This is a genomic window from Burkholderia sp. AU45388 (assembly GCF_030481585.1).
Lineage (GTDB): Bacteria > Pseudomonadota > Gammaproteobacteria > Burkholderiales > Burkholderiaceae > Burkholderia > Burkholderia sola.
Genome location: NZ_JAUJPV010000002.1, coordinates 471,886 through 495,364 on the forward strand (window position 1 = coordinate 471,886; position 23,479 = coordinate 495,364).

Genomic DNA, 23,479 nt, shown 5'->3' on the forward strand with positions numbered 1-23,479 from the left:
CGATGCCTGTCGATTTCAATCGCGTGCCGCCGCGGGTGGCGGTGCCGCCTCCGCCTCAGGTCTCGATGATCATCTGGACCGTCCTGCTGGTGCTTGTGATGGCCGCGGGCGCGGGTCTGGCGATCATGCTCTGGCCAGCGGGCCGTCCGACCAACACGCTGTGGTTCGGGTTCTGCGTCGCGGGTTACCCCTTTCTGGTTTGGGCTTTTGGGCTGTTCGCATGGTTGGGATACGGGTACGCCCGCCGTAACCAGGCGCTTGCGACGAACCGGATCAGCGACGAAGCGGATCAGGCCTGCCATGCGTTGGCGGCCAGACCGCTGGCGATACTGGGTCATGCCTGGTGTTTCGCCGCCAACGATTCGGAGAACGCGCTCGAGAGCATCCTGAACGGAAGCGCACTGTCGACACGACGGCCAAGTGGCGCAGTCGCGGATAGCGACGTCCATGCACGTTGGCTCGACATCCCCGATCTGCGTTTTCACCCCGGGAACGAACTTGTCGAACATGCGCGCCATCATGCGATAGGTATGTGGTTGCTCGAACGTTTGATCGACGATCTCCTGCCGCAGCTCCGCGCGCTTCCACCACGAACGCAGCTTCAGGTCGAGCTACAGCACCGGTCCAGAATGAAGTCCGAGATCGTCGAGACTCGGATACGGGAGTTGATCGCTGAACGCGTCCCTGTCTTTAAGGTCGACATGAAGTCTGGAGAGCGCACGTCCTCCCTCTTTCGAACGGACGCGTGGTTCGACAAGCGAGACGTCAACACGGCGCACCTGCTCATCGCCGTTGAGCTTCGCGATGCCGTCAGTACCGTCCTGTCGGGTGGTGTTGCAGAGGCGGGCGTGGCCCTGCTCGTGGGGGACTCGCGACTTACGTCGACGGCAAATTCCGTCGGGCTACGGTTGCATCGTCCTGCCAAGGACTCGCTTGATGCTGCCGCCCGGACGGTCGGACTGGCTGCTCGCTGGGGGCAATCTCCGCTCGACCATTTGCGCACAGTGTGGACACACGGCCTGACGAGTGAAAGCGTCGGCGCGGTTCGGCAGGCCGCGCCGTTTTCCGGTGAGACGCATTGGAATGTGCTCGAGGCGTCAGTCGGTGATTGTTCGGGTGCGGGACCGTGGCTTGCCGTCACCCTTGCCGCAGAAAGTGCCCGGATAACGGGCGACTCGCAAATGGTGCTGTGTGGCGACGGAAGAGATTTGATCGCCCTCGTGTGCAGAAAACAGACATGAACGACAACAAAAACGACACCAAGACTCGACCGGCGGGCCTCTTTATTGGCATCGCGGCCGCCATCGTCTTCCTTGCACTCGGTATCGCAGTGTTGGTGGAAGGGCCTCGGCATGGCTGGTCCCTTGAGATACGAATCATCATCGAGCTTATTCTGTTCTCGGTCTTGCTGGTGGTGATCCTGCTGGTCAAGTACCTGGAGGGAGTGCTGCTTTGGATAGCATCGTTGAAAGCTTCCCGCTGGTTCGCCCGATACGACGCTGGTCAGCGTGCAGTGTCGGTTGACCCCAACGATCAAAGCCAACCGCCAGGACAGGCCGACCGGGCTGCTGCGCTACGCAATACGCTGCGCGACTACCACGGATCGCGCTGGCGCTATCGCGCACGATGGGTATTGATTGCCGGTGATGAACCACTCGTGAGGCGTCTCGCGCCGGGTCTGATCGAAACCGGCTATGCGATCTCCGGCGAAACAGTCCTGTTGTATGCAAAGCAGACGAGCAGCACACTCGACACCGCGTGGCTCGACGAGATCCGCCGCCTGCGCCGCCGCCGTCCGGTCGATGCAATCGTCGCAGTCACACGTAACCGCAATTCCGTCGATACCCCATTCGACACCGACAATCTGTCGCAACGGCTCGCACGCCACGCGCGTGCGCTCCGTTGGGCCGCGCCGGCCTATCTACTCAATGTGACGGATTTCGGCAGCGAGGCGTCGAGTCCTGACGAGGCGATCGGCTTCACCTGGGCCAACGCGCGCGTCAGCTCGGATGCGATCGACGCATCGTTGCAAGACCTGACTGACAACCTTGCGGATGCCGGTGTCGTGCGCCTCATGAAGGATGCGGGCGACCGCTACCCAGCTGAGCTGTCGCAGCACATTTCGAACCTTGGAAGTGCGCTGTCGGGCCTGGTGCTACAAAGCTCTCAATCACGTATCTGTCGGCATGCTGTCCACGGCCTTCTGTTCGCACCGCTATTCAAGGAACGGGAACTGGCGCCGCCGCAGGCACCGGCCAGCGCGAACGATGACGACTCGCTCATCGAACCGCAACACCGCACGATATGGCAAACCGTCGCCGAGCACAGTCGCAAGGTCCACGGTCGCCGCGTAGGCTTCTCCCTGTCGACTTCGGCGGCATGGTTCACAACCGGCCTGATCGGCTGCTGGATTGCCGGCACGATGCTGTCCGGCTTCGTCAACCGCGCGACGATCCAGCGCACCGCGGACACGATCGCTAACCTCTCCACGGTTCAGGACAACACACAGGCGTTGCAATCCCTGAACACGTTGGGCCAACAGATCGACACGCTCGAAGTCCATCAGCGCGAAGGCGCATCCTGGTCTTCGCGATTCGGTCTGAATCGCGACAGCGCACTCCTCGACGCGTTGTGGCCGAGCTACGCCGGCGCGGCTAACCGCATCCTCATCGCCCCGATTCGCCAGAAGCTCGAAGCGCGCCTGCAACAGCTCGCATCGCTGTCCGACGCTCAAATCGCCGATGGTGGCGACGCGCAGACCCAGGCCGCCTACGACACGCTCAAGACCTACCTGATGCTCGCGAAGCCGGAGCGCGCCGTGGCCGCTTTTCTGACGCCCCAGCTTGCCGCGACAGCCGTGCCTGCACGTCCGTCCAACTCATCCTTGTCGCCGGGCGCCTGGGAAGACCTGCGTCTGCACGCTATCGCGTTCTTCGCCAACCATCTCGGCCGCGCTCCCGCATCCAATGCATCCGCGTTCGCAATCACGCCGGACGGCAACCTGATTGCATCAGCCCGCCAAACGGTGATCGGTGTGCGGGGCATCCAGAATTCGACGGACGCGCTCTACCAGCAGATCATCGACGAAGCGACGCCGAAGTATCCGCCGGTCTCTCTCGCGACGTTGCTCGGCGACACGACGAGTCGAGGCCTGTTCAATACGACCGCGACCGTTCCGGGCGTTTTCACGCGTGCGGCATGGGAGGGGCGCATCTCGAAGGCGATCGACGACGCAAGTGCCAAGCGCGACGTGTCTGGTGATTGGGTGTTGCGCCATGAAGGAAACGCCATTGGCGCATCCGACAACAACGACAGTAACCTCCCTCCACCAACATTGAAAACCGAACTGCGCCAACGCTACTTCGACGACTACGCGCGCGCATGGGCGCTGTTCCTCAACAGCTTGCGCTGGCAATCCGCGCCAACGCTGTCAGCCACGGCCGACCAGTTGACGCTGCTGGGCGACTCGCAACGTTCGCCGCTCGTCGCGTTGATGAACGCGATCGTCTACCAGGCGGGCACCGGCGCGAGCGCGCAGTCACTCTCCGAGAGCCTGATCAACAAGGCGCAACAACTGGTCGGCGCTGACGAAAAGGATCCGTCGAAGCAGGCTCAACCGCCGCTCGCGCCGCTCGCCTCGGCCTTCGGCCCGATCCTGCGCCTGACCGGCAGCGATCTGGTGTCCGGCGCACCGGCCAACGGCAAGGCCGCCACGCAGCTGGCCGCGACCGGCGACCTCAGTCTCGCACGCTACCTCGAGCGGGTCACGGCGATGCGCCTGAAGGCATCGCAGATCGTCTCCGGCGCCGATCCGGACGCGATCGCGCGGCTGGCCGCTCAGTCGGTCCTGCAGGGCAAGACGTCCGATATTTCCGACAGCCGCGACTATGCGAGCCGCGTAGCCGCGAGCCTGGGAGAACAGTGGGCCGGCTTCGGTGCGCTGTTTCGTGCACCGTTCGATCAGGCGTGGCAAGTCGTCGTGCAGCCTGCGGCGGTGAGCCTGAACGAAATCTGGCGAACGGCGATCCTGGCCGACTGGAACAAGTCGTTCGGCGGCCGATATCCGTTCTCGGACGCCGACAACGACGCGTCGCTGCCCGAGATGGCGCGCTTCATGCGGCCCGACCATGGCGTCATCGCACAGTTCGTTGCAACGCAGCTTGCCGGCGTGATCGAGCGGCAGGGCGATCGGTGGGTCGTCGCGCAAGGCGCCGACCAGGGCGCGCTCACGATCGATCCGGTCTTCCTGAGCAGCCTGAATAAGCTCACGCGGATCTCGACCGTGTTGTTCCCGTCCGGAGACGCGCGTGTCCGGTACGAACTTCAGGCCGTACCGACGCCGGGCGTCACCGGCATGAAGTTCGTGTTGTCCGGGCGCGAACTGCGCTACTTCAACCAGAAGCAGGAATGGGTGCCGTTCGAATGGCCGGGCCAGTCGCTCGAGAACCTGTCGCACATCGAATGGCAGACCGAGCAGGGCGGATTGCGCACGGCACTCGACTCGCAGGGGCGCTTCGGCCTGATCCGGCTGCTGGAGCGTGCGAAGGTCGCGCAGCAGGACAACGCGCGTTACTTGCTGACCTGGATGCCGGACACGAGCCAGAGCATTCCGCTGAAGGTGCAGTTGCGTGCCGAAGCGGGCGCCGGGCCCCTCGACGTACTCCAGTTACGCAACTTTGCGCTGCCGGCACGGATTTTCGTGACCGGGGCGGCGGGTACCGGGCCAAAGATGTCGACAGCCAGTCCGCCGCCGTTGCCGGCTGCGGCGATCGCCGCGGCAAAGCATGCTGCCGTACCGTTGCCGCCGGGATTTCCGGGGGCGATGTCGTTGCAGGATGAGCCGATGCCGGCGACGCCGGCGCCTCGTCGAACCGCCGCAACGGAATCGGCTCGAACGGACGCGCAATCGGCTACGTCCGCGATGAAGTCGCCCAAGGCCGATCCGGAGATTGCGGTGTCGTCTCTGGCGACAACGTCGATGTCCGCCGACGCTTCCTCCAAACCGTTCGCACACGCCCTCCAGTTGCTGGGCGACGCATTTGCGTTTTGAGACCTCCATGACGCTAGCCAATTTCGTAAAAACACTTGTCGGCGGTTCACGCATCGATTCACTGCACGAAGCGCGCCGGCATACCTGGGCGGCATGGCTTGCCCCGATAGCGGGGGAGCACGCGCATGGCCGCGATCCCGGTTACGAGGATGCGTTCTTCGAACTGAAGGACGAAGCGACCAAGCTGTCCGGAATCGACGACGGCCTGATTACCCGCGCATGCGAACAGCTTCTCAAGGAAACCGGAAAGGATCTGCGTCTGGTCGGTTACTACGCGTTTGCGCGGCTGCGTCAGGATGGTCCCGCCGGATTCGCCGACGGACTCGAGCTGGCCGCTTCGCTGGTCGACCGGTTCGGCGAGACCTTGCTGCCCGCGCGGGCCGAGACTAAGCGCGCTGCGCTGGAAATGCTGTCGACCACGCGAATGATCGAAACGCTGGACAGCCGCGGTGGCTTCGGCGCCGCGGATCGCGAGCGCGCGATTGCAGCGCTCGAGGTACTCGTCACCCGCACCGGTACGTGGTCCGACGCCGCCCGTCCGAACCTGCATCCGCTGGTTGCCCGCTTCGGGAGCAAGGACGAACCGGTTCGCAACGTGAGCCCGGACATGGCGATGCAGCAGACGTCCGCCTCAGCAAGCGCATCGAGCGGATCGATCGCATCGGCGCGCGACCTGCGCGATCATGCCCGCGCGATGTCGGCATGGCTGCGCGGTCAGGAAAACGGCTATTTGCCGTCGGTGCGTATCGCGCGCAGCGTTCGGTGGGACACCTTGCACGACGTGCCGCCGTCGGATACCGCGTCGCACACGCGTCTGACGCCGCCACGCGCCGAATTGCGCCAGCAACTGAAGCGGCTCGTGCTGCAGAAGCAGTGGCATGAACTGCTCGAGCGCGTCGAAGGGGCATTCATGGAAGGCGTGAATCACCTGTGGTTCGACCTGCAGTACTTCCAGCACGTCGCGCTCGATCACGTCGGCGCGCCCTACCATGCATGGAGCGAAGTGCTGCGCACGGACTTTGCGTTGTTCCTCGAACGATTGCCGGGCATCGAGCGGCTTTCGTTCAGCGACGGCACGCCATTCTCCGACGACACGACGCTCGAGTGGATCGCCCGCCACGCGGTCGTGCGCGATCTCGAGGCGGGCGAGACCGTCGCGCCGTTGCCGGTCTCCGCGGATAGCGAGGGCGATGCGGGCGACTGGGCGGAGATCGAGGCGCAGGCTCGCGAGCTGGTCGCGAGCGACGGTGTCGAGGCCGCGTTCGCATGGCTTGATGTGCTGCCCGGCATGAAGACCGAGCGTCACCGTTTCCTGCGGCGGCTCGTGATGGCGCGCGTGGCCGATCATGCGGGGCGACCCGATGCCGCCCTCGCGTTGCTCGTCGAACTCGATACGTCGTCACGTTCGCTGCCGGTGATGCGCTGGGAGCCTGCGCTGGCGTTCGAGGTCAAGCAGCAACTCGTGCGAGCGTTGAAAGCGACGAGCAACCGCAAGGATGCCGACAAACCGACGCTCGCGCGCCGTATCGGCGAACTGCAGGCGGAACTTACCGTGCTCGACCCGGCTCGAGCGCTGACTCTTTCGTAACGAGAATCCATGGCAAACGACGATCCCATCCTGCGCTACTACGAAGCCGAAATGCGCTATTTGCGCGAGTCGGGCAAGGAATTCGCGAAGGCGCATCCCGATCGCGCACGGCTGCTCAACCTCGACCGTGTCGGCGATCGCGATCCGTACGTCGAGCGGCTGTTCGAGGGTTTTGCCTTTCTGACCGGGCGCCTTCGGCAGAAGCTCGACGACGAGTTGCCGGAACTGACGGAAGGGTTGGTCAGCCTGCTATGGCCGCACTACTTGCGCATGATCCCGTCGTTGTCGATCGTGGAACTCATCCCGCTGTCGGAAAAGCTTCAGAAGACCGAAGTCGTGCCGGCAGGCGTATCGGTACGCTCCGCGCCGATCGCCGTGCCGCCGCCGGCTGGCGCCGAAGGTTTGTCGCCGAAGACCGTGCAATGCATCTACAGGACCACGCAAGCGGTCACGCTGCAACCGGTCACGGTCACGCATGCCGGGCCGACCGTGCGCCATGACGGTCGCTCGGTGATTCGGCTCGGCTTCTCGCTGGGCGGGTCGGCACGCCGGATGGAAACGGATCTGTCCCGGCTGCGCCTGTACCTGAATGCGGATCTGCCGACGGCGTTCTCGATGCACCTTGCGCTCACGCGCCAGGTCGACACGATTCAATTGCGCATTCCGGAGATCCGCGACGGCGAGGCGATGCCGCTCGCCGGCGTCACGATCGAGCCGGCCGGCTTCTCGGCCGAGGAACGACTGTGGCCGAAGGCCGATGCAGCTTTCTCCGGCTATCAGTTGCTGCTCGAATACTTCACGTTCCGCGAGAAATTCCTGTTCGTGGATCTGTGCGGACTGGACGTCACGAAGCTGCCCGAACGTACCACCCGGTTCGAGCTGGAGATCGTGCTGACGCAGACCTATCCGTCGGACCAGCGCTTCAGCGCGGAGAACGTTCGGCTATTCTGCTCGCCGGTGATCAACCTGTTCGAGCTGGATGCCGAGCCGATCGAGATCGATCATCACGAAACCGAATATCGCGTGGTGCCGGCCGGCCATCAAGGCGAACATGTCGAAACGTATTCCGTCGACGCGATCGAGGCGTTCGACCACGAAACGGCCGAGCGGTACGAATACGTGCCGTTTGCGACGTTCCGTCATCGTGGCGGCATGCTGCGCCACGAGGCGCCGGAGCGGTATTTCCATTCGCGCGTGCGCTCGGGCGTGACGGGGTTGCACGAAACGTGGGTGGTGCTCGGTGGTCATGCATGGGAAACCATGGAGGCGCTGCCCGAGGAAAGCCTGTCGTTGCGTGTGACGGGCACGAACGGATTGCTGCCGCGCAAGGGGCTGCGGGAAGCCAGTCTCGACGAACTCGCGACCAGTTCTCAGAACGTCACCGGGGTGCGCAATCTCGTCTCGCCGACGCTGCCGCTGTATCCGCCGACGGAAGACCGGTTCCAGTGGCGGGTGCTGTCGCACCTGGCGCCGAACTTCCTGTCGATGATGAACGCGGAAGTGCTGCGCGGGGCGCTCGCGCTCTATGACTGGATGGACGACGAACTGAACCGTCGACGGCTCGCGGGCATCCTGTGGGTGTCGCAGGCACTGATCGAGGAGGTATCGGGTGGCGCGGTCGAGCGCGGCGTGCTGATCGAGGTCACGCTCGACAGCCATGCGTTCGCCGGGGACGGTGACGTGATGCTGTTCGGCGAACTGCTGCATCGGTTCTTCTCGCTCTACGCGGACATCAACCTGTTCACGAAGCTCGCGGTCGTCAGCCTGCCGTCTCAGGCTCGGATCGAATGGCCACGCAGCAAGGCAGAGCGGGCGCCGTTATGAAACTGCACGACTTCCCGAATCTCGATCCGCTGGTCGCCTCGCTGCTGGCGCGCGCACCGCTAATGAACTTCATGCAGCTTTGCCGGTTGCTCGAAGTGCGTTTTCCCGATCAGCCCGGGTTCGGTACACGGGATGCGCTCGAACATGAACCGGTGCGCTTCCGGCCGCGGCCGCGAATGGGGTTCCCGGCGAGTGAGATCGCGTCGGTCGAGTTCGATGATGGGTCGGACACGTTCGGGCCTCATTCACCGCCAACCGTGCGCACGACTTTCATGGGGTTGTACGGCGTCGACGCGGCGATGCCGTCGCACCTGATCGACGAGATCGTGCAGCGCGAGGAAGGGCACGAGGCGGTCCAGGCATTTCTCGATCAGTTCAATCATCGGTATGTCACGTTGCTGTATCGCGCGTGGCGGAAGTATCGCTATCCCGAGCACTTCAGGCCCGGCGGCGTCGATGCGCATTCGCGCAACCTGTTGTGTCTGGCCGGGTTCGGGTGGGGCGACAAGCCGAAGCGCGCGGGCCTGCCCGATTCGAGGATGCTGGCGTTGCTGGGGCTCCTGATTCAGCGCACGCGCACGCCGGAGGGGCTGGCGGGCGTCGTTGCGCTGGCTATTCCGCGAGCCGAGGTTCGGGTCGACGAGTTCTGGCCGGTCGTGACGTCGACGGGGCGGCCGCGACCGCTTGCCGGTGCCAGGCCTGCTGTCGGGAAATCGGGAACCAGTCAACGTAACGGGTTGGGCGGAGGCTACGTATTGGGAAAGCGGATGGCGTATCGCAGCCGGGCGGTACGGGTGACGTTGCGTCCGGCCGATGCTCGGCAGGCGCAGGACCTCTTGCCGGGTGCGGGGCTGCATCGCGATTTGATGGCCTTTGTACAGTTGTACGTCGGTGTCAAGGCGGACGTACACCTGCGTATGGAGATGTCGTCGCGATACACGCCGGAACCGACGCTCGGTCAGGGAAACGCCGGGCCGGCGCCTCGGCTCGGCTGGACTACCGTGCTGGCCGCTGACGAGGAACGGATCGTCAACATTGCGCTCGGTGTCTACGAGGCTTTTCCTGCGCCGATCCCGAATCCATACGTTGCCGCATCGCATGCTTGACCAGAAATGACGCATGGCCTTCTGATTTTTCGGATCAGCCGTTGCATCCGTTTTGCTGCGATCGGCTTGCGTTCTGCCTCGGGCCGGCAACTCTCGGCCTCAATACGCTGATGACCTACACCATGCACTGCTGAGGAGCATTGATGTCCATCCGTTTCGCTGTTTCAACTTTCTTGTCCGTCTTGCTGCTGTCCGCGTGCGGCGCCTGGCAATCCGTCTCGGACGCCTCGTCGAGTGCGTATCACGCGGTGTTCTTCAAGCAGGTCAAGGTGCTCAACGTCGATCTGTCCGCCCGGGAGGCACTGAACCCCGACGACGCCGGCCGCGCGACATCGGTCGCGGTGCGCGTGTATCAGTTGAAGGACCGGAAGATGTTCGATGGTGCGTCCTACGAGGATCTGCTGAAGAATGACCGGACGGTGCTTGCCCAGGACCTGCAGGCCAACCTTGCTGCGGTGTTGAATCCGGGGGCGTCGGCAAGTCTTACGCAGCCGATGCAGGCCGATACGAAATACGTCGCGGTCGTGGCGTTCTATCGCAACCCGGGCAATGGCGACGGCTGGAAGTACGTGATCGAAAGGAAGCAGCTCGACGCGGACAAGCCGTTGAAACTCGAACTTGTCGATCAGCTTCTATTGGCCGGCGGCGCTATTCGCAGCACATCGAGATAGTGCCTGACTGGCGGGGCTTCATGACGATCCTTGAGATGCAAAGGACGTTACCTGACCCGAATCGCGCGGGCCGACGAACCCGTGGTCGGGAAGGCATTGCACCGAGTGTTCGAGGACGACGTCATGCACGCGCTCAATCCCCCCGACGCCCCCGCACCCTGTTCAACACCCCATACGCCACCGACCCGATCACGATCCCCCAGAACGCCGACCCGAGCCCGAGCCACGTCATCCCCGACGCGGTCGCGAGGAACGTGATCACCGACGCTTCGCGGTGGTTCTCGTCCTCGAAGATCCCGTGCACGTTCGCACCGATCGCGCCGATCAGCGCGAGCCCGGCCAGAATCGCGACGAATGCCTTCGGCAGCGCGAAGAACAGCGTGACGATCGTGCCCGCGAAGAGCCCGCCGATCAGGTAGAACGCGCCGTTCGCGAGCCCGGCGACGTACCGCCGCTCCGGATCCTCGTGCGCGTCCTTGCCGGTGCAGAGCGCCGCGGTGATCGCCGCGACGACGATCGTGATCCCGCCGAAGCACGCGACCGCCAGCGACATCACGCTGGTCGCGGTGATGATCGGGCGCGCCGGCGTGTGATAGCCGGACACGCGCAGGATCGTCATCCCCGGCAGGAACTGGCCGGTGAGGCTGACGACGACGAGCGGCAGCGCGAGGCTGAGCGTCGTGCCGAGCGTCCATTCGGGGGCGATGAAGATCGGCCGCGCGAGGCTCGGCGATACGTTGCCGAGATGCGTCATCCCGAGCAGCGTCGCGAGCGCGGCGCCCGTCAGCAGCACGAGCACGATGCTGTAGCGCGGCAGCAGGCGCCGGAAGATCACGAACGCCGCGATCATCCCGAAACCGAGCACCGGCTGCGCGGTCGCGGCGGAGAACGCATGCATGCCGAACGGCAGCAGGATGCCGGCCATCATGCCGCAGGCGATGCCGCGCGGAATGTGGCGCACGAGGCGGTCGAAATAGCCGGAGACGCCGATCGCCAGGATGATCAGCGCAGCGGTGATGTAAGCGCCGACGGCCTGGTTGAGCGTCAGTTGCGGGAACAGGCCGACGAGCAGCGCGGTGCCGGGCGCCGACCACGCGGTGACGACGGGCACCTTCAGCTTCCAGCTCGCGAACAACCCGGACACGCCCGCGCCGATCGAGATCGCCCAGACCCACGACGACACCATTTCGTTGGACGCGTGGGCGACCTGCGAAGCCTGGAAGAAGATCGCGAGCGGGCCCGCGTAGGAAATCAGGACCGCGAGAAAACCCGCGGTGATCGCGGAGACGGACCAGTCGTTGCCGATCGTTCGGATCGCGCCGGGTGGGGTGTTCGGTTGCATCGTCGTCGGGAAATGCGGCGCGCGGCCGTGCGGCGGAGCCGGGGCGAATGATTGTCGGAAGCCCCGGATGAGCGGCCATTCTGCGCATTGCCGGCGCAATTGGCAATTCGCGCGCGACGATGGGTGCTGTCGGCTTTTCGTAAGGATGGGGGCCGAAACGCGGAAGCTTCTGACGTCAGGTGCTGATCTGTAACACCCTGTCGACCATCGCCACTTTCACGCCGCTGCCCGTCGACAGCGATGCCGTCCCTTCGTCGAACGGATGGACGGGCGGATCGGTCGGCATCCACGCATGGCGTGCGAGCAATTCACGATACCCGCCGCGGATCACGAAGCCGCCGCATTTTTGCGCATACGCGTCGCGCCGCATCCGGTATGCATGCGGCAGGTCGTACCACGGCAGCTTCGGCAGGTCGTGATGGACGAGGTGATAGTTGTTGTTCAGGTACAGCAGCCGCATTGCGAAGCCGGCTTCGTTGATCGTGATGCGCGCCTTCGGATGCGGCGCGGCGCGATGCTCGTACAGCGAGCGGATCATCGCGAGCGACAGCGCGGGCCACGTGACGGCCAGCAGGTAGTACCACCACGGCACGCCGATCGCCCATTGCAGCCACGCGAGCAGCGCGACCACGCTGGCAACGTGAGTTAACCACATCGGCAGATAGCGGAAGTCGCCGCGGCGGAACGCGACGAACGCATCGCGGAACGTCGCGGCGACGGCGAGCGGCGGCCCGACGACGATGCGTCCGAGGAAAGTCTTGCGCGCGACCGTCAGCGCCCGGCGCCAGCGCGGCAGCCGCGCCCAGCGTTCACGCGTGACGTAGTTCGTTTCGGGATCGATGCTCGGCACGGTCAGATCCTCGTCGCGGTGATGCTCGAGGTGCGTGTCGCGATAGAGCGTGTACGGATACCAGACCGTCAGCGGCGGATAGCCGAGCAGTTTGTTCACGAAGGCGGAACGCGTCGGATGGCCGTGCAGCAGTTCGTGCTGCAGCGACAGGTGCCACGCGCCGAGCAGGATCAGCGGCGGCGTCGCGGCGGCGAGCGACAGGTGCCTGGCGCGCACGAGCAGCAGCACGGCGAGCCAGCCGCCGTAGATGACCACGACCAGCAGCCAGGTCGGCCACTCGGTGCGGGCGGTGAAGCGGGCGTCGAGCGCGGCGATCGCGCGCGCGTGGTCGACGTCGAAGTATTCGGCCATGGCGTTGAGGCAAATGGATCGGGCAGTGCGGGGAACGCGTGATGGAACCGGGGCGCGCGGCCCGGGTGCGCGGGTGTCTCGCGGATCACGGTCGGCCTGCCCGGCATCGCGCACGCTGGCGGCGCCGGCAGGCATTCGAACGGTACCGGGGTGGCGCGGCTGCGCCAACCAATCGATTCGCATTTGCTTATCGTGTCGTGATCGATAAGCATCCGGGCCGCCGCCGATGCGTAAAATGCCCGCATGAAACCCTGGATCGCAGTCCTGCCGATGTACAACGTGACGCCGCGCCACGCCGCGCTGTGGCGCGCGCTGCTGCGCGACGCGCTCGATGCATTCGCGAACGCGGGCGGCCCGGCCGACGTCGCGCTGTCCGACGCGCCGGTCGACGACCTGCAGGCCCTGTGGCGGCGCGACGATCTGCTGCTGTCACAGACCTGCGGCTACCCGTACCGGATGCTCGGCTTGTGCGACGTCGTGCGATTGGTTGCGACCCCCGTTTTCGACGCGGACGGTTGCGACGGTGCGCGCTACAGCAGCGTGCTGGTCGTGTCGGCGCGCGTGCACGCGGGAGGTGCGACGACGCTGGCCGCATGCCGCGGGTTGCGGGCCGCGTTCAACGGCGAGGATTCGCACAGCGGGATGAACGCATTCCGGCACGCGGTTGCGCCGCATGCGCACGACGGGCGGTTCTTCGGATCGGTCACGCCGTTCGGTTCGCATCTGAACGTGCTGCGTGCGCTGGCGTCGGGAGAGGCGGATTGCGCGGCGATCGACTGCGTGACGTTCGCGTATGTGCGCGACGCGCTGCCCGATCTGCTGAAGGACATCCGGATCATCGGCGCGACGGCACCCGCGCCCGGCTTGCCGTTCGTCGCATCGCGGGCGCTGCCGGACACGCAGGTCGGCGCGTTGCAGGACGCGCTCGATCGCGCGGTCGCCGCCGATGCGGAACGGGCGCGCGTGCTGAGGCTGAAGGGGTTCGAACGGCTGTCGCCGGCCGACTACGACGCGATTGCGCGGTTCGCGCAGGCAGCCGCCGCGCACGGCTATCCCGAACTCAGGTGACGCACGGAGCGGCGCACGGCGGTGCGGCGACCGCCCGCGCCGCGCGCCGCTTACTCCTCGTCCATCAAGCGGACCTTGACCCGCTTGCCCTTGATCTTCCCCGCATTGAGCTTGCGCAGCGCGTCGCGCGCGACGCCGCGCTCGATCGCGACATAGGTCGAGAACTCGGTCACGTTGATCTTGCCGATCTGCTTGCCGTCGAACCCCGCGTCGCCGGTCAGCGCGCCGAGCACGTCGCCCGGACGGATCTTGTCCTTGCGCCCGCCGAGGATCTGCAGCGTTTCCATCGGCGGCAGCAGCACGCTGTCGTCCGCCGGCTTGAGCTCGGCGAGCGGATGCCATTCGACCTCGCGCTTCTGCGCCTGTTCGATCGCGCCGACGCGGCCCATCTCGTCCATGCTCGCGAGGCTCAGCGCCCAGCCGTCCTGATCCGCGCGGCCCGTGCGGCCGATGCGGTGCACGTGCACTTCCGGGTCGGGCGTCACGTCGACGTTGATCACCGCCTCGAGCTGCGCGATGTCGAGCCCGCGCGCGGCGACGTCGGTCGCCACCAGCACCGAGCAACTGCGGTTCGCGAACTGGATCAGCACCTGGTCGCGCTCACGCTGGTCGAGCTCGCCGTGCAGCGCGAGCGCGTGGAAGCCCTGCGCGTGCAGCACGTCGAGCAGGTCGCGGCACTGCTGCTTGGTGTTGCAGAACGCAATCGTACTCACCGGCCGGTAGTGGTTCAGCAACTGGCCGACCGCATGCAGCCGCTCGTCCTCGGTCACTTCATAGAAGCGCTGCCGGATCTTGCTGTCGTCATGGCGTTCCGCGAGCTTGATTTCCTTCGGATTGCGCAGGAACTGCTGGCTCAGCTTCGCGATGCCGTCCGGATAGGTCGCGGAGAACAGCAGTGTCTGGCGCGTCGTCGGGCACATCCGCGCGACTTTCGCGATGTCGTCGAAGAAGCCCATGTCGAGCATCCGGTCGGCTTCGTCGAGCACCAGTGTATTCAGCGCGTCGAGCTTCAGATTGCCGCGATCGAGGTGATCCATGATGCGGCCCGGCGTGCCGACGACGATGTGCGCGCCGTGCTCGAGGCTTTGCGCCTGCGGACGCATCGGCGTGCCGCCGCACAGCGTCAGCACCTTCACGTTCTCCTCGGCGCGCGCGAGGCGGCGCACTTCCTGCGCGACCTGGTCGGCGAGTTCGCGCGTCGGGCACAGGATCATCGCCTGCACGTCGAAACGGCGCGTATCGAGGCGCGCGAGCAGCGCGAGCGAGAACGCGGCGGTCTTGCCGCTGCCCGTCTTCGCCTGCGCGATCAGGTCCTGACCGGCGAGCGCGACCGGCAGGCTCGCGGCCTGGATCGGCGTCATGTCGACATAGCCGAGCTGCGCGAGGTTCGCGAGCGTGGCGGGCGTCAGCGGTAGCGCGCTGAACGGCGTGGCGGTCGGTTGGGTCAAGAGATGTCTCCGAGGTAGGGGCGGCCTTCCATCTGCTCGTAGACGACGTTGCCTTCGTCGTCCTCGAAGCGTTCGAGATAGTTGCGGGCGCCGCACAGCGGGCAGCGGAACAGCAGCCCCTGGCCTTCGTCCTTGATGACGACGTCGGACTGCTCCCACTGCGTGCCGCAGCTCTGGTTTCGGCAGGTAAACACGGTCTTTCTCCAGCTGAATTCGGTTGATGGCGCGCCCGGGCGGGCGCGGCCACGGCGGGCGGCGCTCGCGCGGCTCGGGCGCGGGCCGCACCGGCGGTGGCTCGGGTTGTATCGATGCGGATGATGGATCGGGCGGCGACGGGGTCGCGCGTGCCGCAATTCTAGCGGAAGCCGGTGCTTCCGCCCGGCGCGCGCCACGAAAAACGGCCGCCCCGGAGGGCGACCGTGTCGGGCGGCATAACGGTGCCGCATGAGTGCCGCGCGGGTGCCGCGCGGTGTCGGGCGCGTTACAGCGCCATGTCGGCCGACGCCTTCGCCGGGCGGGCCGGCGCGGCGCCGGTAGCCTGCGACGGCATGCCGAGGTCGATCTTCGGCGGCGGCGACAGTTGCAGCACGTCGCTCGTATACGTCCATTCCTCGACGACCTTCGCCGGGCTGTCGTTCAGCTTGGTGCCGTAGCTCGGCACGATCTGGCGGAGCTTCTGCTGCCACTCGGGCGTCGCGACCTTGTCCTTGAACACTTTCTTCATCAGGTTCAGCATGATCGGCGCGGCGGTCGACGCACCCGGCGACGCGCCGAGCAGGCCCGCGATGCTGCCGTCCTGCGACGCGACGATTTCGGTGCCGAGCTTCAGCACGCCGCCCTTGACCGGGTCGCGCTTGATGATCTGCACGCGCTGGCCGGCTTGCCACAGGCGCCAGTCTTCCTTCTTCGCGTTCGGGAAGTATTCCTTCAGCGCGTTGAAGCGGTCGTCGTCGGACAGCATCAGCTGGCCGGCGAGGTACTGCACCAGCGGGAATTCGTCGACGCCCACGCGCATCATCGGCGCGACGTTGTGCAGGTTGGTGCTCTTCGCGAGGTCGAAGTACGAGCCGTTCTTCAGGAACTTGGTCGAGAACGTCGCGAACGGCCCGAACAGGATGATCTTCTTGCCGTCGATGATCCGCGTGTCGAGGTGCGGCACCGACATCGGCGGCGAGCCGACCGACGCCTTGCCGTAGGCCTTCGCGAGGTGCTGCTTCACGACCTCGGGGTTGTCGGTCACGAGGAACGAGCCGCCGACCGGGAATGCGCCGTAGTCCTTCGCTTCGGGAATGCCCGACGCTTGCAGCAGGTGCAGCGCACCACCGCCCGCGCCGATGAACACGAACTTCGCGTCGACCGATTGCGGTGGTTCGTCGGAATGCAGCTTCACCCACGACACGTGCCACGTGCCGTCGGCGTTGCGCGTGATCTCGCGCACTTCGCTCGACAGCGACAGCGTGAAGTTCGGCTGCGTCTTCAGGTAGCCGACGAACTGGCGCGTGATCTCGCCGAAGTTCACGTCGGTGCCGATCGGCGTCCACGTCGCGGCCACCTTCTGGTTGCGGTCGCGACCTTCCATCATCAGCGGCACCCACTTCTTGATCTGGTCGTAGTCTTCCGAATACTGCATCCCGCGGAACAACGGGCTCGCCTGCAGCGCTTCGTAGCGCTTCTTCAGGAAGCGGACGTTGTCGTCGCCCCAGACGAAGCTCATGTGCGGCGTCGAGTTGATGAACGCGTGCGGGTTCTTCAGCACGCCTTGCTTGACCTGCCACGCCCAGAACTGGCGCGAGATCTGGAACGACTCGTTGATCTCGATCGCCTTCGAGATGTCGACCTTGCCGTCCGCCTTCTCCGGCGTGTAGTTCAGTTCGGCGAGCGCCGAGTGGCCGGTGCCGGCGTTGTTCCAGCCGTTCGAGCTTTCCAGCGCGACGCCGTCGAGGCGCTCGACCATCGTCATCGACCAGTCGGGCTGGAGTTCGTGCAGCCACACGCCGAGCGTCGAGCTCATGATGCCGCCGCCCACCAGCAGGACGTCGACCTTCTTCGGGTCGGCGGCGTGCGCGGACGATGTCGCGACGCACAGCGCGAGCGCCGACAGTATTACCCGTAACGTTTTGATCACAGCAGATCCCTTTTTCAACTTGGAAGCATCGGTTTGCCGTGCCGCCCGGCGTGCGGTTCCGTTGTGTCGAAACACGGGTCCGGAGATCCGGATCACGAATCCGGAATTCCGGATCGGCGATGCGCGTCGTTGCATTTGCGCACGTGAAGCCATTCGGAAGGACACCTTCGGATCGGCTCCCGCGAGCAGACTAGCGCCTGCGTCGCGACGGTGCGCCACGCGCCGGGGCCCTGACGGCAAGCCCGAGCGGACGGCGCTTCCGGCTGCGTTGAAAGAGGCCGCGCGCGACGCGTTTTGCGGGGGCGGGTTGGCAAGGGGCGCGTAATATAACCGAACTCGGACAACGTGTCGCAGACGACGAATATCCCCGTTTTCGTGGGGTTTTTTGTGCGTCCGGGTTTCCGGAATGACGGTGCGCGACGCGGGGAAAATCGATCGGGGTCGGCGGGGTGGGATGCGTGCGATTCGCATGCCATGCACCAGACCGGAACCTCATCGGATCGCGGCGTTGCACCGCGATCCGTTCACAGTTACATCAGTTAACCTCACTTCACTTCGTTCCGCCGTTCGCGCAGAACTGCTCATAAGCCTGTGCCGAATTCGCAAAGCCCTGCGCCTTCGCGAGTTCCCACGGACGCTCGCATTGTTGCGTCCGCGCGCACCACGCGTAGCCGGCCGAGCCGATGCAGCCGTGCGCGTCGCGATCGCCGCCGACCAGCGGGGGGGCCGCCTGCGCGGCGGTATCGGGCCGCGCGGACGCGTTGGCCGGCGCGGACGATTGCGCCGCACAGGCGCTCAATGCGAACACGCAAGCCATCGCGGCGGCAAACGATGCGGCGGGAGAGTAACGTTTCATCGGGTAGCGCTCCATGGGATGACGATCGACAGCGGATGCCCGTGCGCGGGCGCTTGAAAGCATGAGCGATCATGCGTCGGCACCGGCACGCGCGACGAGAACTTCACCTCGCGCAACGCGAGGCTCGACTGGATCGACGACACGCCAGCCGGATTCGTCAGCACGCGCTCGAGGAAACCGGCGAAGATGCCGGACACAGTCTATCGCGGCGTGATCGGCGAAACGCGCTTCGCGCCGCAGGGCGAGCTGAGGCACGGCGCGATCTCGGTGTTCACGTACAGGAGCGGCCGGAAGGTGGGTGCTCGACGTCGTCAGGATGCAACGCCGTGCGCCGCTGCCTTACGAGACCCGCACGCGTGCATCGCCGGTGCGACGCTCCGCGTCGTGCACGATGTGCAATTCCCGCGTGCGGATCGGCAGCGCGCAGTCCGCCTCGGCGAGCGCCTTGCGTACCTGGCGCGCGAGGCGCCAGCGCATCGCCCAGAACGTGTCGGTATGCGTCCACACGCGCATGTTCGCGACGGCCGTGCTGTCGTCGAAGCGCATCACCATCACGTCCGGCGCGGGGTCCTGCAGCACGTCGGGATCGGCCGCGGCCAGCGCACGCAGCGCGTCGAGCGCGCGATCGATGTCGTCGTGCACGGACACTTCCACTTCGAGATCGAGGCGGCGCGTCGGGTTGCGCGTGTAGTTGCGGATCGAGCTGCCCCACAGCGCGCTGTTCGGCACGTACTCGCAGATGCCGTCCGGCTTGGTGAGACGCGTCATGAAGAGCCCGACCTCGTCGACGGTGCCCGCGACGCCCGAGCCGCCGTCGATGTAGTCGCCCACCTTGAACGGCCGCAGCAGCAGAAGCATGATGCCGGCCGCGATGTTCTGCATCGTGCCCTGCAGCGCGAGCCCGATGGCGAGGCCGGCCGCGCCGAGCACCGCGACGATGCTCGCGGTTTCGATGCCGAGCTGCGACAGCGCGCCGACGATCGCGACGATGCGGATGCCCCACACCGCGACGTCGCAGAGGATCGGCCGCAGCGTGTCGTCGACGCGCTCCTTGTTCGAGAGCAGCCGGTTCAACCAGTTGCCGACGCGTTTCGACAGCCACCAGCCGGCGACGAGCAGCGCCAGGCCGGCGGACAGCTTGAGGGAGAGGGCGGACAACGCGTTCCACAGGAACGTCCAGCGTTCCGGATGAAAATGATCGAGAAACATGACGGGATTCCGGTTTTGAACACACAGTGCTCGGCGCGTGTCGCGCGCCGGCAGCCCTCGACTGTACACGGCAGCGCGGGTTCGGCGCGAATGCGTGGCGTCACGACTGCGTTGTTTTAGTACGAGTATTAAGCTGGCTTTCAAGAAAATAAGACAAGTCCTATTTTGCCGTTTCGACCGCGCCGATACACTTGCTTTCGAGTAGCCGGATCGCGACGATCGTTCCTCCGCGAAGCCTGGTTTTTTCCCGATTTTTCAATGAATAGCGAGTGACGACGTCATGCGGTCAGACCTGCGTTTACGTGTCGCACGCGAGCAAGGTCGACCCGCACCTCGCGGCGATCACCGTTTCCCGATTGGCCGTGCATTACTGCGCGGCATCATCGCGGCGGCCTGCGTGGCCGGCGCACAGGGCGCGGCAGCGCAGGCGTTTCACGACGCCGCGCCGGTCGCGCCCGCGACGGCGGAAACCACCGACCTTGACGACGTGCCTTTCTTCAACTCCGCGCGTACGACGTGGGGCGGCCTGCGTGCATCGTCCGCGCCGCTCGACGTCGCGTACGTGTCGCACGCGTTGAACGTGTCGACCGGCATCGGGCGCGGCGATCCGGTGGCGCGCTTCGGCGCCTGCGTCGCGTATCGCGTGCTGTGCGAGACCGCGCGCGACGCGGTCGAACGCGGTTATGCGTCGCGGTTCCATTACGGGCTGGCGTCGGCGCTGCCGGCGACGGGTGTGCAGTCGGCGTGGGCGCGAGGCGCGGTCGATCTGGCATCCGCCGAGCCGTTCACGCTCGCGCAGCCGGATCGCGGCACGCGGGCCGGCGCGATCGTCGACAGCCTGCACGCGTCGCTGGCGCGCGCGGATCTGCCGGCCGGCGTCGCCGCGCAGGTCGTCCGCGTGCTGGCCGGGCGCGTCGATCCGACGCAGCACGGCGCGCAGGGCGATACGTTCCGCGTGGCATTCGAGCCCGACCACGACGCAGCGCGGCCGGGCCGCGTACGCGTGACGGCGCTCGACGTCCGCTTTCGCGGGCAGAGTGTCGCGGCCGTGTGGTTCGCGCCGCAGGCCGGCTCGCCGGGTGCCTATTACGAACTCGACGGCATGCCGCTCGCCGGCGCGCGCTTCGCGATGCCGGTCGCCGCGACGCGCATCAGCTCGCAATTCGGCACGCGCGTGCATCCGGTGAGCGGGGCGCGTCACGTGCATTCGGGCGTCGATCTCGCGGCGCCTGCCGGCCGCGCCGTTCATGCGTCGGAGCGCGGCGTCGTGACGTTCATCGGCACCGAGCCGCGCGGCTACGGCAAGTACGTGGTGATTCGCCATGACGGCGGCTACGCGTCGTACTACGCGCACCTGTCGGCGTTCGAGCCGACGTTGCGAACCGGCGCGCGCGTCATGCGCGGTCAACGCGTCGGCGCGGTCGGCAGCACGGGCACGGCGACCGGCCCGCATCTGCATTTCGAGGTTCGTCGGCATGCCCGTCTCGTCGATCCGATCGAACTCGTGCATGCAGCCAAAGCGGCGCAGCTGAAGGGCGCGCAGCGCGTGGCGTTCAACCGCGTGGCGCGTGACGCACGCACGCAACTGGCGTCGGCCGCGTTCGCGCAGCCGATGGCGATGTCGACGGCTGCCGGGCCGCAGGCGGGGTGATCGGTGCGAGCCTGCGCTCGCAGAGGGCCGAAGCACACCGGCCAGTCGCCACGCCGGGCGGCGTGGCGACGACCGTCAGGCGCCTGCGGTTCAACCCAGCGGCCAGTTCAGGATCGCGATGCCGTCGTTGTAGTCGCCGTCGCCGCCATCTTCCGATCCGACCAGCCCGAAGTAGGTCTTCTTGAAGATGTCGACCTGACGCGAGCCGATCTTCGACGGCTTGCCGTTCGCCGTCACGACCACACGCACCTTGCCCTTGCCGGAGTTCACGATCTGCGTGTTCAGGTTCGCGTCCTGCGTGCCGGCGCCCTGGAACGTCGCGGCCGGCTTCGGATTGTCGTCGACGAAGACCTCGATCGTCTGCTGCGCGGACGAATTGACCAGCGCGGTCACGCCGAAGGCGATGTTCGGCGGCAGGTTGAAGACGCCGTCGCGTTCGCCGCCGCCGGTCGGCACGGGCTCCGGCTGCACGGGTTGCGGCGTCGCTTGCGAGAAGTAATTGACCACCGCGCCGACGCCGAACTTCGCCGCGGCGCCGGGCAACACGCCCGGCGCGCCGGCCCACGTCACCGTGCACGCGACGACCTGGCCGGTCGCATCGGTTTTCACCTTGTTCTGCCAGCTGCCGACGTCGAAGCTGTACGGGATCGTCGCGATATCGACGAACACGTCGTACTGCGGCAGTTTATCGACGAGCTGCGCGGTCATGAACTGACGCATCCGGTCGAGCACCGCCTGATCTCCATTGGCCTGCACGGCAGTGGCGTCGTTGCCCGCGAGTTGCAGCAGCGCGTACAGATCGTCGTGGGTAAAAGGTTGTGACATGTCGTCCTCGTCTTGATGGAAAGTCTCGCGCCGCGCGGCCGGTGAACCGATTTCACCGGGCCGCGCACGGCGCTGAGCGTGGAACTGCAAATGACTGCTCGAACGATTCGCAATGCAGGGTAGGCATAGCCATTGCGATGTTTCGCCACCGCCGCCGTTCAGCCGAGCGGCCAGTTCAGGAACACGATGCCGTCGTTGTAGTCGTCGTCGGCGCCATCTTCCGACCCGACGATCCCGAAATAAGACTTCTTGAAAATGTCGACCTGCCGCGAGCCGAGCCGCGACGGCCTGCCGTTCGCCATCACGATCACGCGCACCCGTCCCTTGCCCGAGTCGAGCACCTTCGTGCCGAGGTTCTGGTCCTGCACGCCGGTGCCCTTGAACGTCGCGGCGGGTTTCGGGTCGTCGTCGATGTAGATGTCGATCGTCTGGTCGTTCGCCGCGTGGGCGAGTGCGGTGACGCCGAACTTGATGTTCGGTGGCAGGTTGAACGTGCCGTCGCGTTCGCCGCCGCCGATGTTGCCCGATCCGTCGCCACCGGTTTCGGCGCCCGGATTGCCGCCGCCTTGCGACGGCGATGGCGTGGCCGCTTCCCCGATCGCGGACAGGCTCGCGTACGAATCGATATGCATCGCACTGCCGCGCACGCTTTTCCACTGGCCCTTCACGAACGTGACGCCGCTGCCGGCGTCGATCGTCGCGACGAGCGTGAACGGCATGCGTCCGGTGCTTTCGGGCACCTTCGACGAATAGGTGAAGCAGCCGTCCGCGACGACGCCCTTGTCGGTCGCGATCGCGAAATAGATGCCCGGGAAGTTGTTGCCGGTCGCGTAAGGTGTCGGCACGTTGAGGATGACCTGCAATTTCCCGTCGCGAATCCCGGCCTTCGCGATGTCGATGTACAGGCCCGGGATATCGACGTAACGCTCCGACGTCGCGACGGGCGCGCTGACGATCGAAGCGGAAAGGAGCTGCATGGATGTCTCCTGTAATGAGGCGGTTTTTTCTGGATGGGGCGTGAGGGTCCGCGGAACGCGGCGCAAACCCGCCGGCCGCCATGGAGGCGGGCGGCAGCGATCCAGCGTCGATTGCGCGTCAGGTCAGCCGATCGGCCACTGGAGTACGACGATCCCGTCGTTGTAGTCGCTGTCGTGGCCGTCTTCCGACACGACGATCCCGAAGTTGACCGTGAACGGCGAGCCGTCCGATTTCTTGCCGGTGATCGGCGCGAGGCGCGCATCGGTCGCCGATTTCTTCCCGTTTACCGACACTTCGAAACGGATCTTGCCGTTGCCGGAATTCAGCGTGGCTTCGCGCGGGCCGTCGCGCGTCGTCAGCTTGTGATACGCGGCGGGTTCCTGGCTGTCACCGATAAAAAGCTTGATGTGCTGTTGCTCGGCTGCATTCGCGAAGAAAATCGCACGGAAATCGGTATTCGGCGGAATCGAAAACTCGCCGGCGCGATTGGATGACGTTTGAGAGTCGGCCATGATTGCCTCCAGATGGTTATTGGAT

At 65.8% G+C, this 23,479-nt stretch carries 18 protein-coding genes and 1 pseudogene; 8 read left to right on the top strand and 11 right to left on the bottom strand.

Translation table 11 applies throughout. From position 1 onward, the window contains the following. The first annotated feature begins 2 nt into the window (after window positions 1-2). The 6 genes from QZM72_RS06035 to tssJ all read left to right on the top strand — a co-directional run bounded on the left by QZM72_RS06035 (window position 3) and on the right by tssJ (window position 10,239). Window positions 3-1,241 (top strand): hypothetical protein, encoded by a 1,239-nt coding sequence (locus QZM72_RS06035; protein WP_301737499.1) that lies wholly within the window; start codon window positions 3-5, stop codon window positions 1,239-1,241. Then, window positions 1,238-5,050 (top strand): ImcF-related family protein, encoded by a 3,813-nt coding sequence (locus QZM72_RS06040; protein WP_301737500.1) that lies wholly within the window; start codon window positions 1,238-1,240, stop codon window positions 5,048-5,050. Before QZM72_RS06035 ends, QZM72_RS06040 begins: the two co-directional genes overlap by 4 nt. A gap of 7 nt (window positions 5,051-5,057) precedes the next feature. Further along, window positions 5,058-6,638, top strand: a complete 1,581-nt coding sequence (gene tssA / locus QZM72_RS06045; RefSeq protein WP_301737501.1) for a type VI secretion system protein TssA — start codon at window positions 5,058-5,060, stop codon at window positions 6,636-6,638. 9 nt (window positions 6,639-6,647) lie between these two features. Next, window positions 6,648-8,462 carry a type VI secretion system baseplate subunit TssF gene (gene tssF / locus QZM72_RS06050; protein WP_301737502.1) on the top strand — a complete coding sequence of 605 codons (1,815 nt, stop codon included), beginning with the start codon at window positions 6,648-6,650 and terminating at the stop codon, window positions 8,460-8,462. Then, on the top strand, window positions 8,459-9,568 hold the full coding sequence (gene tssG / locus QZM72_RS06055; protein ID WP_301737503.1) for a type VI secretion system baseplate subunit TssG: 1,110 nt from the start codon (window positions 8,459-8,461) through the stop codon (window positions 9,566-9,568). The genes tssF and tssG overlap by 4 nt, the downstream gene beginning before the upstream one ends. A gap of 143 nt (window positions 9,569-9,711) precedes the next feature. Beyond that, window positions 9,712-10,239 (top strand): type VI secretion system lipoprotein TssJ, encoded by a 528-nt coding sequence (tssJ, locus tag QZM72_RS06060; protein WP_089469413.1) that lies wholly within the window; start codon window positions 9,712-9,714, stop codon window positions 10,237-10,239. A 133-nt stretch (window positions 10,240-10,372) separates the two neighbouring features. Here the strand turns inward: tssJ and QZM72_RS06065 are convergent, their stop codons facing one another. Both QZM72_RS06065 and QZM72_RS06070 read right to left on the bottom strand, forming a co-directional pair. Next, window positions 10,373-11,581 carry a benzoate/H(+) symporter BenE family transporter gene (locus tag QZM72_RS06065; RefSeq protein ID WP_301737504.1) on the bottom strand — a complete coding sequence of 403 codons (1,209 nt, stop codon included), beginning with the start codon at window positions 11,579-11,581 and terminating at the stop codon, window positions 10,373-10,375. A gap of 175 nt (window positions 11,582-11,756) precedes the next feature. Then, complete coding sequence (locus tag QZM72_RS06070) at window positions 11,757-12,782, bottom strand: fatty acid desaturase (RefSeq protein WP_301737505.1); 1,026 nt, start codon at window positions 12,780-12,782, stop codon at window positions 11,757-11,759. A gap of 243 nt (window positions 12,783-13,025) precedes the next feature. Here QZM72_RS06070 and QZM72_RS06075 point away from each other — a divergent pair, with 243 nt between their 5' ends. Next, window positions 13,026-13,850 carry a phosphate/phosphite/phosphonate ABC transporter substrate-binding protein gene (locus QZM72_RS06075; protein WP_301737506.1) on the top strand — a complete coding sequence of 275 codons (825 nt, stop codon included), beginning with the start codon at window positions 13,026-13,028 and terminating at the stop codon, window positions 13,848-13,850. 50 nt (window positions 13,851-13,900) lie between these two features. On the opposite strand, the gene dbpA is transcribed toward QZM72_RS06075, so the two are convergent. From dbpA to QZM72_RS06105, 6 genes and pseudogenes are all read right to left on the bottom strand, one after another. Next, window positions 13,901-15,298: an ATP-dependent RNA helicase DbpA gene (dbpA, locus tag QZM72_RS06080; protein ID WP_089468918.1), complete on the bottom strand. Its 1,398-nt coding sequence runs from the start codon at window positions 15,296-15,298 to the stop codon at window positions 13,901-13,903. Beyond that, window positions 15,295-15,492 carry a hypothetical protein gene (locus tag QZM72_RS06085; protein WP_089468919.1) on the bottom strand — a complete coding sequence of 66 codons (198 nt, stop codon included), beginning with the start codon at window positions 15,490-15,492 and terminating at the stop codon, window positions 15,295-15,297. Before QZM72_RS06085 ends, dbpA begins: the two co-directional genes overlap by 4 nt. Window positions 15,493-15,779: 287 nt before the next feature. Continuing rightward, window positions 15,780-17,441 carry a malate dehydrogenase (quinone) gene (gene mqo / locus QZM72_RS06090; RefSeq protein WP_301737508.1) on the bottom strand — a complete coding sequence of 554 codons (1,662 nt, stop codon included), beginning with the start codon at window positions 17,439-17,441 and terminating at the stop codon, window positions 15,780-15,782. A 532-nt stretch (window positions 17,442-17,973) separates the two neighbouring features. After that, window positions 17,974-18,279, bottom strand: coding sequence for a hypothetical protein (locus tag QZM72_RS06095; RefSeq protein ID WP_179233461.1), 306 nt, complete (start codon window positions 18,277-18,279; stop codon window positions 17,974-17,976). Window positions 18,280-18,356: 77 nt separating this feature from the next. After that, a pseudogene (locus QZM72_RS35585) lies at window positions 18,357-18,464 on the bottom strand (Lrp/AsnC family transcriptional regulator); the annotation flags it as partial. Window positions 18,465-18,618: 154 nt separating this feature from the next. Next, window positions 18,619-19,488 (bottom strand): mechanosensitive ion channel family protein, encoded by an 870-nt coding sequence (locus QZM72_RS06105; protein WP_301737510.1) that lies wholly within the window; start codon window positions 19,486-19,488, stop codon window positions 18,619-18,621. A 280-nt stretch (window positions 19,489-19,768) separates the two neighbouring features. On the opposite strand from QZM72_RS06105, the gene QZM72_RS06110 reads away from it, so the two are divergent. After that, window positions 19,769-21,139, top strand: a complete 1,371-nt coding sequence (locus QZM72_RS06110) for a M23 family metallopeptidase (RefSeq protein ID WP_301737511.1) — start codon at window positions 19,769-19,771, stop codon at window positions 21,137-21,139. A 90-nt stretch (window positions 21,140-21,229) separates the two neighbouring features. Here QZM72_RS06110 and QZM72_RS06115 read toward each other — a convergent pair whose 3' ends face one another. The 3 genes from QZM72_RS06115 to QZM72_RS06125 form a co-directional block, all read right to left on the bottom strand. Next, window positions 21,230-21,964 carry a fucose-binding lectin II gene (locus tag QZM72_RS06115; protein ID WP_301737512.1) on the bottom strand — a complete coding sequence of 245 codons (735 nt, stop codon included), beginning with the start codon at window positions 21,962-21,964 and terminating at the stop codon, window positions 21,230-21,232. Between the two features lie 158 nt (window positions 21,965-22,122). Continuing rightward, a complete protein-coding gene (locus QZM72_RS06120; protein ID WP_301737513.1) occupies window positions 22,123-22,941 on the bottom strand; it encodes a fucose-binding lectin II in 819 nt (272 codons plus the stop codon). Window positions 22,942-23,064: 123 nt separating this feature from the next. Further along, complete coding sequence (locus QZM72_RS06125; RefSeq protein ID WP_209939466.1) at window positions 23,065-23,454, bottom strand: fucose-binding lectin II; 390 nt, start codon at window positions 23,452-23,454, stop codon at window positions 23,065-23,067. Window positions 23,455-23,479: the final 25 nt, after the last annotated feature.

Excerpts from the sequence above, each read along its gene's own strand:
- QZM72_RS06035 (WP_301737499.1), top strand. The coding sequence starts at position 3 with ATGCCTGTCGATTTCAATCGCGTGCCGCCGCGGGTGGCGGTGCCGCCT.
- QZM72_RS06040 (WP_301737500.1), top strand. The coding sequence starts at position 1,238 with ATGAACGACAACAAAAACGACACCAAGACTCGACCGGCGGGCCTCTTT.
- tssA (WP_301737501.1), top strand. The coding sequence starts at position 5,058 with ATGACGCTAGCCAATTTCGTAAAAACACTTGTCGGCGGTTCACGCATC.
- tssF (WP_301737502.1), top strand. The coding sequence starts at position 6,648 with ATGGCAAACGACGATCCCATCCTGCGCTACTACGAAGCCGAAATGCGC.
- tssG (WP_301737503.1), top strand. The coding sequence starts at position 8,459 with ATGAAACTGCACGACTTCCCGAATCTCGATCCGCTGGTCGCCTCGCTG.
- tssJ (WP_089469413.1), top strand. The coding sequence starts at position 9,712 with ATGTCCATCCGTTTCGCTGTTTCAACTTTCTTGTCCGTCTTGCTGCTG.
- QZM72_RS06065 (WP_301737504.1), bottom strand. The coding sequence starts at position 11,581 with ATGCAACCGAACACCCCACCCGGCGCGATCCGAACGATCGGCAACGAC.
- QZM72_RS06070 (WP_301737505.1), bottom strand. The coding sequence starts at position 12,782 with ATGGCCGAATACTTCGACGTCGACCACGCGCGCGCGATCGCCGCGCTC.
- QZM72_RS06075 (WP_301737506.1), top strand. The coding sequence starts at position 13,026 with ATGAAACCCTGGATCGCAGTCCTGCCGATGTACAACGTGACGCCGCGC.
- QZM72_RS06095 (WP_179233461.1), bottom strand. The coding sequence starts at position 18,279 with ATGAAACGTTACTCTCCCGCCGCATCGTTTGCCGCCGCGATGGCTTGC.
- QZM72_RS06105 (WP_301737510.1), bottom strand. The coding sequence starts at position 19,488 with ATGTTTCTCGATCATTTTCATCCGGAACGCTGGACGTTCCTGTGGAAC.
- QZM72_RS06110 (WP_301737511.1), top strand. The coding sequence starts at position 19,769 with ATGCGGTCAGACCTGCGTTTACGTGTCGCACGCGAGCAAGGTCGACCC.
- QZM72_RS06115 (WP_301737512.1), bottom strand. The coding sequence starts at position 21,964 with ATGTCACAACCTTTTACCCACGACGATCTGTACGCGCTGCTGCAACTC.
- QZM72_RS06120 (WP_301737513.1), bottom strand. The coding sequence starts at position 22,941 with ATGCAGCTCCTTTCCGCTTCGATCGTCAGCGCGCCCGTCGCGACGTCG.
- QZM72_RS06125 (WP_209939466.1), bottom strand. The coding sequence starts at position 23,454 with ATGGCCGACTCTCAAACGTCATCCAATCGCGCCGGCGAGTTTTCGATT.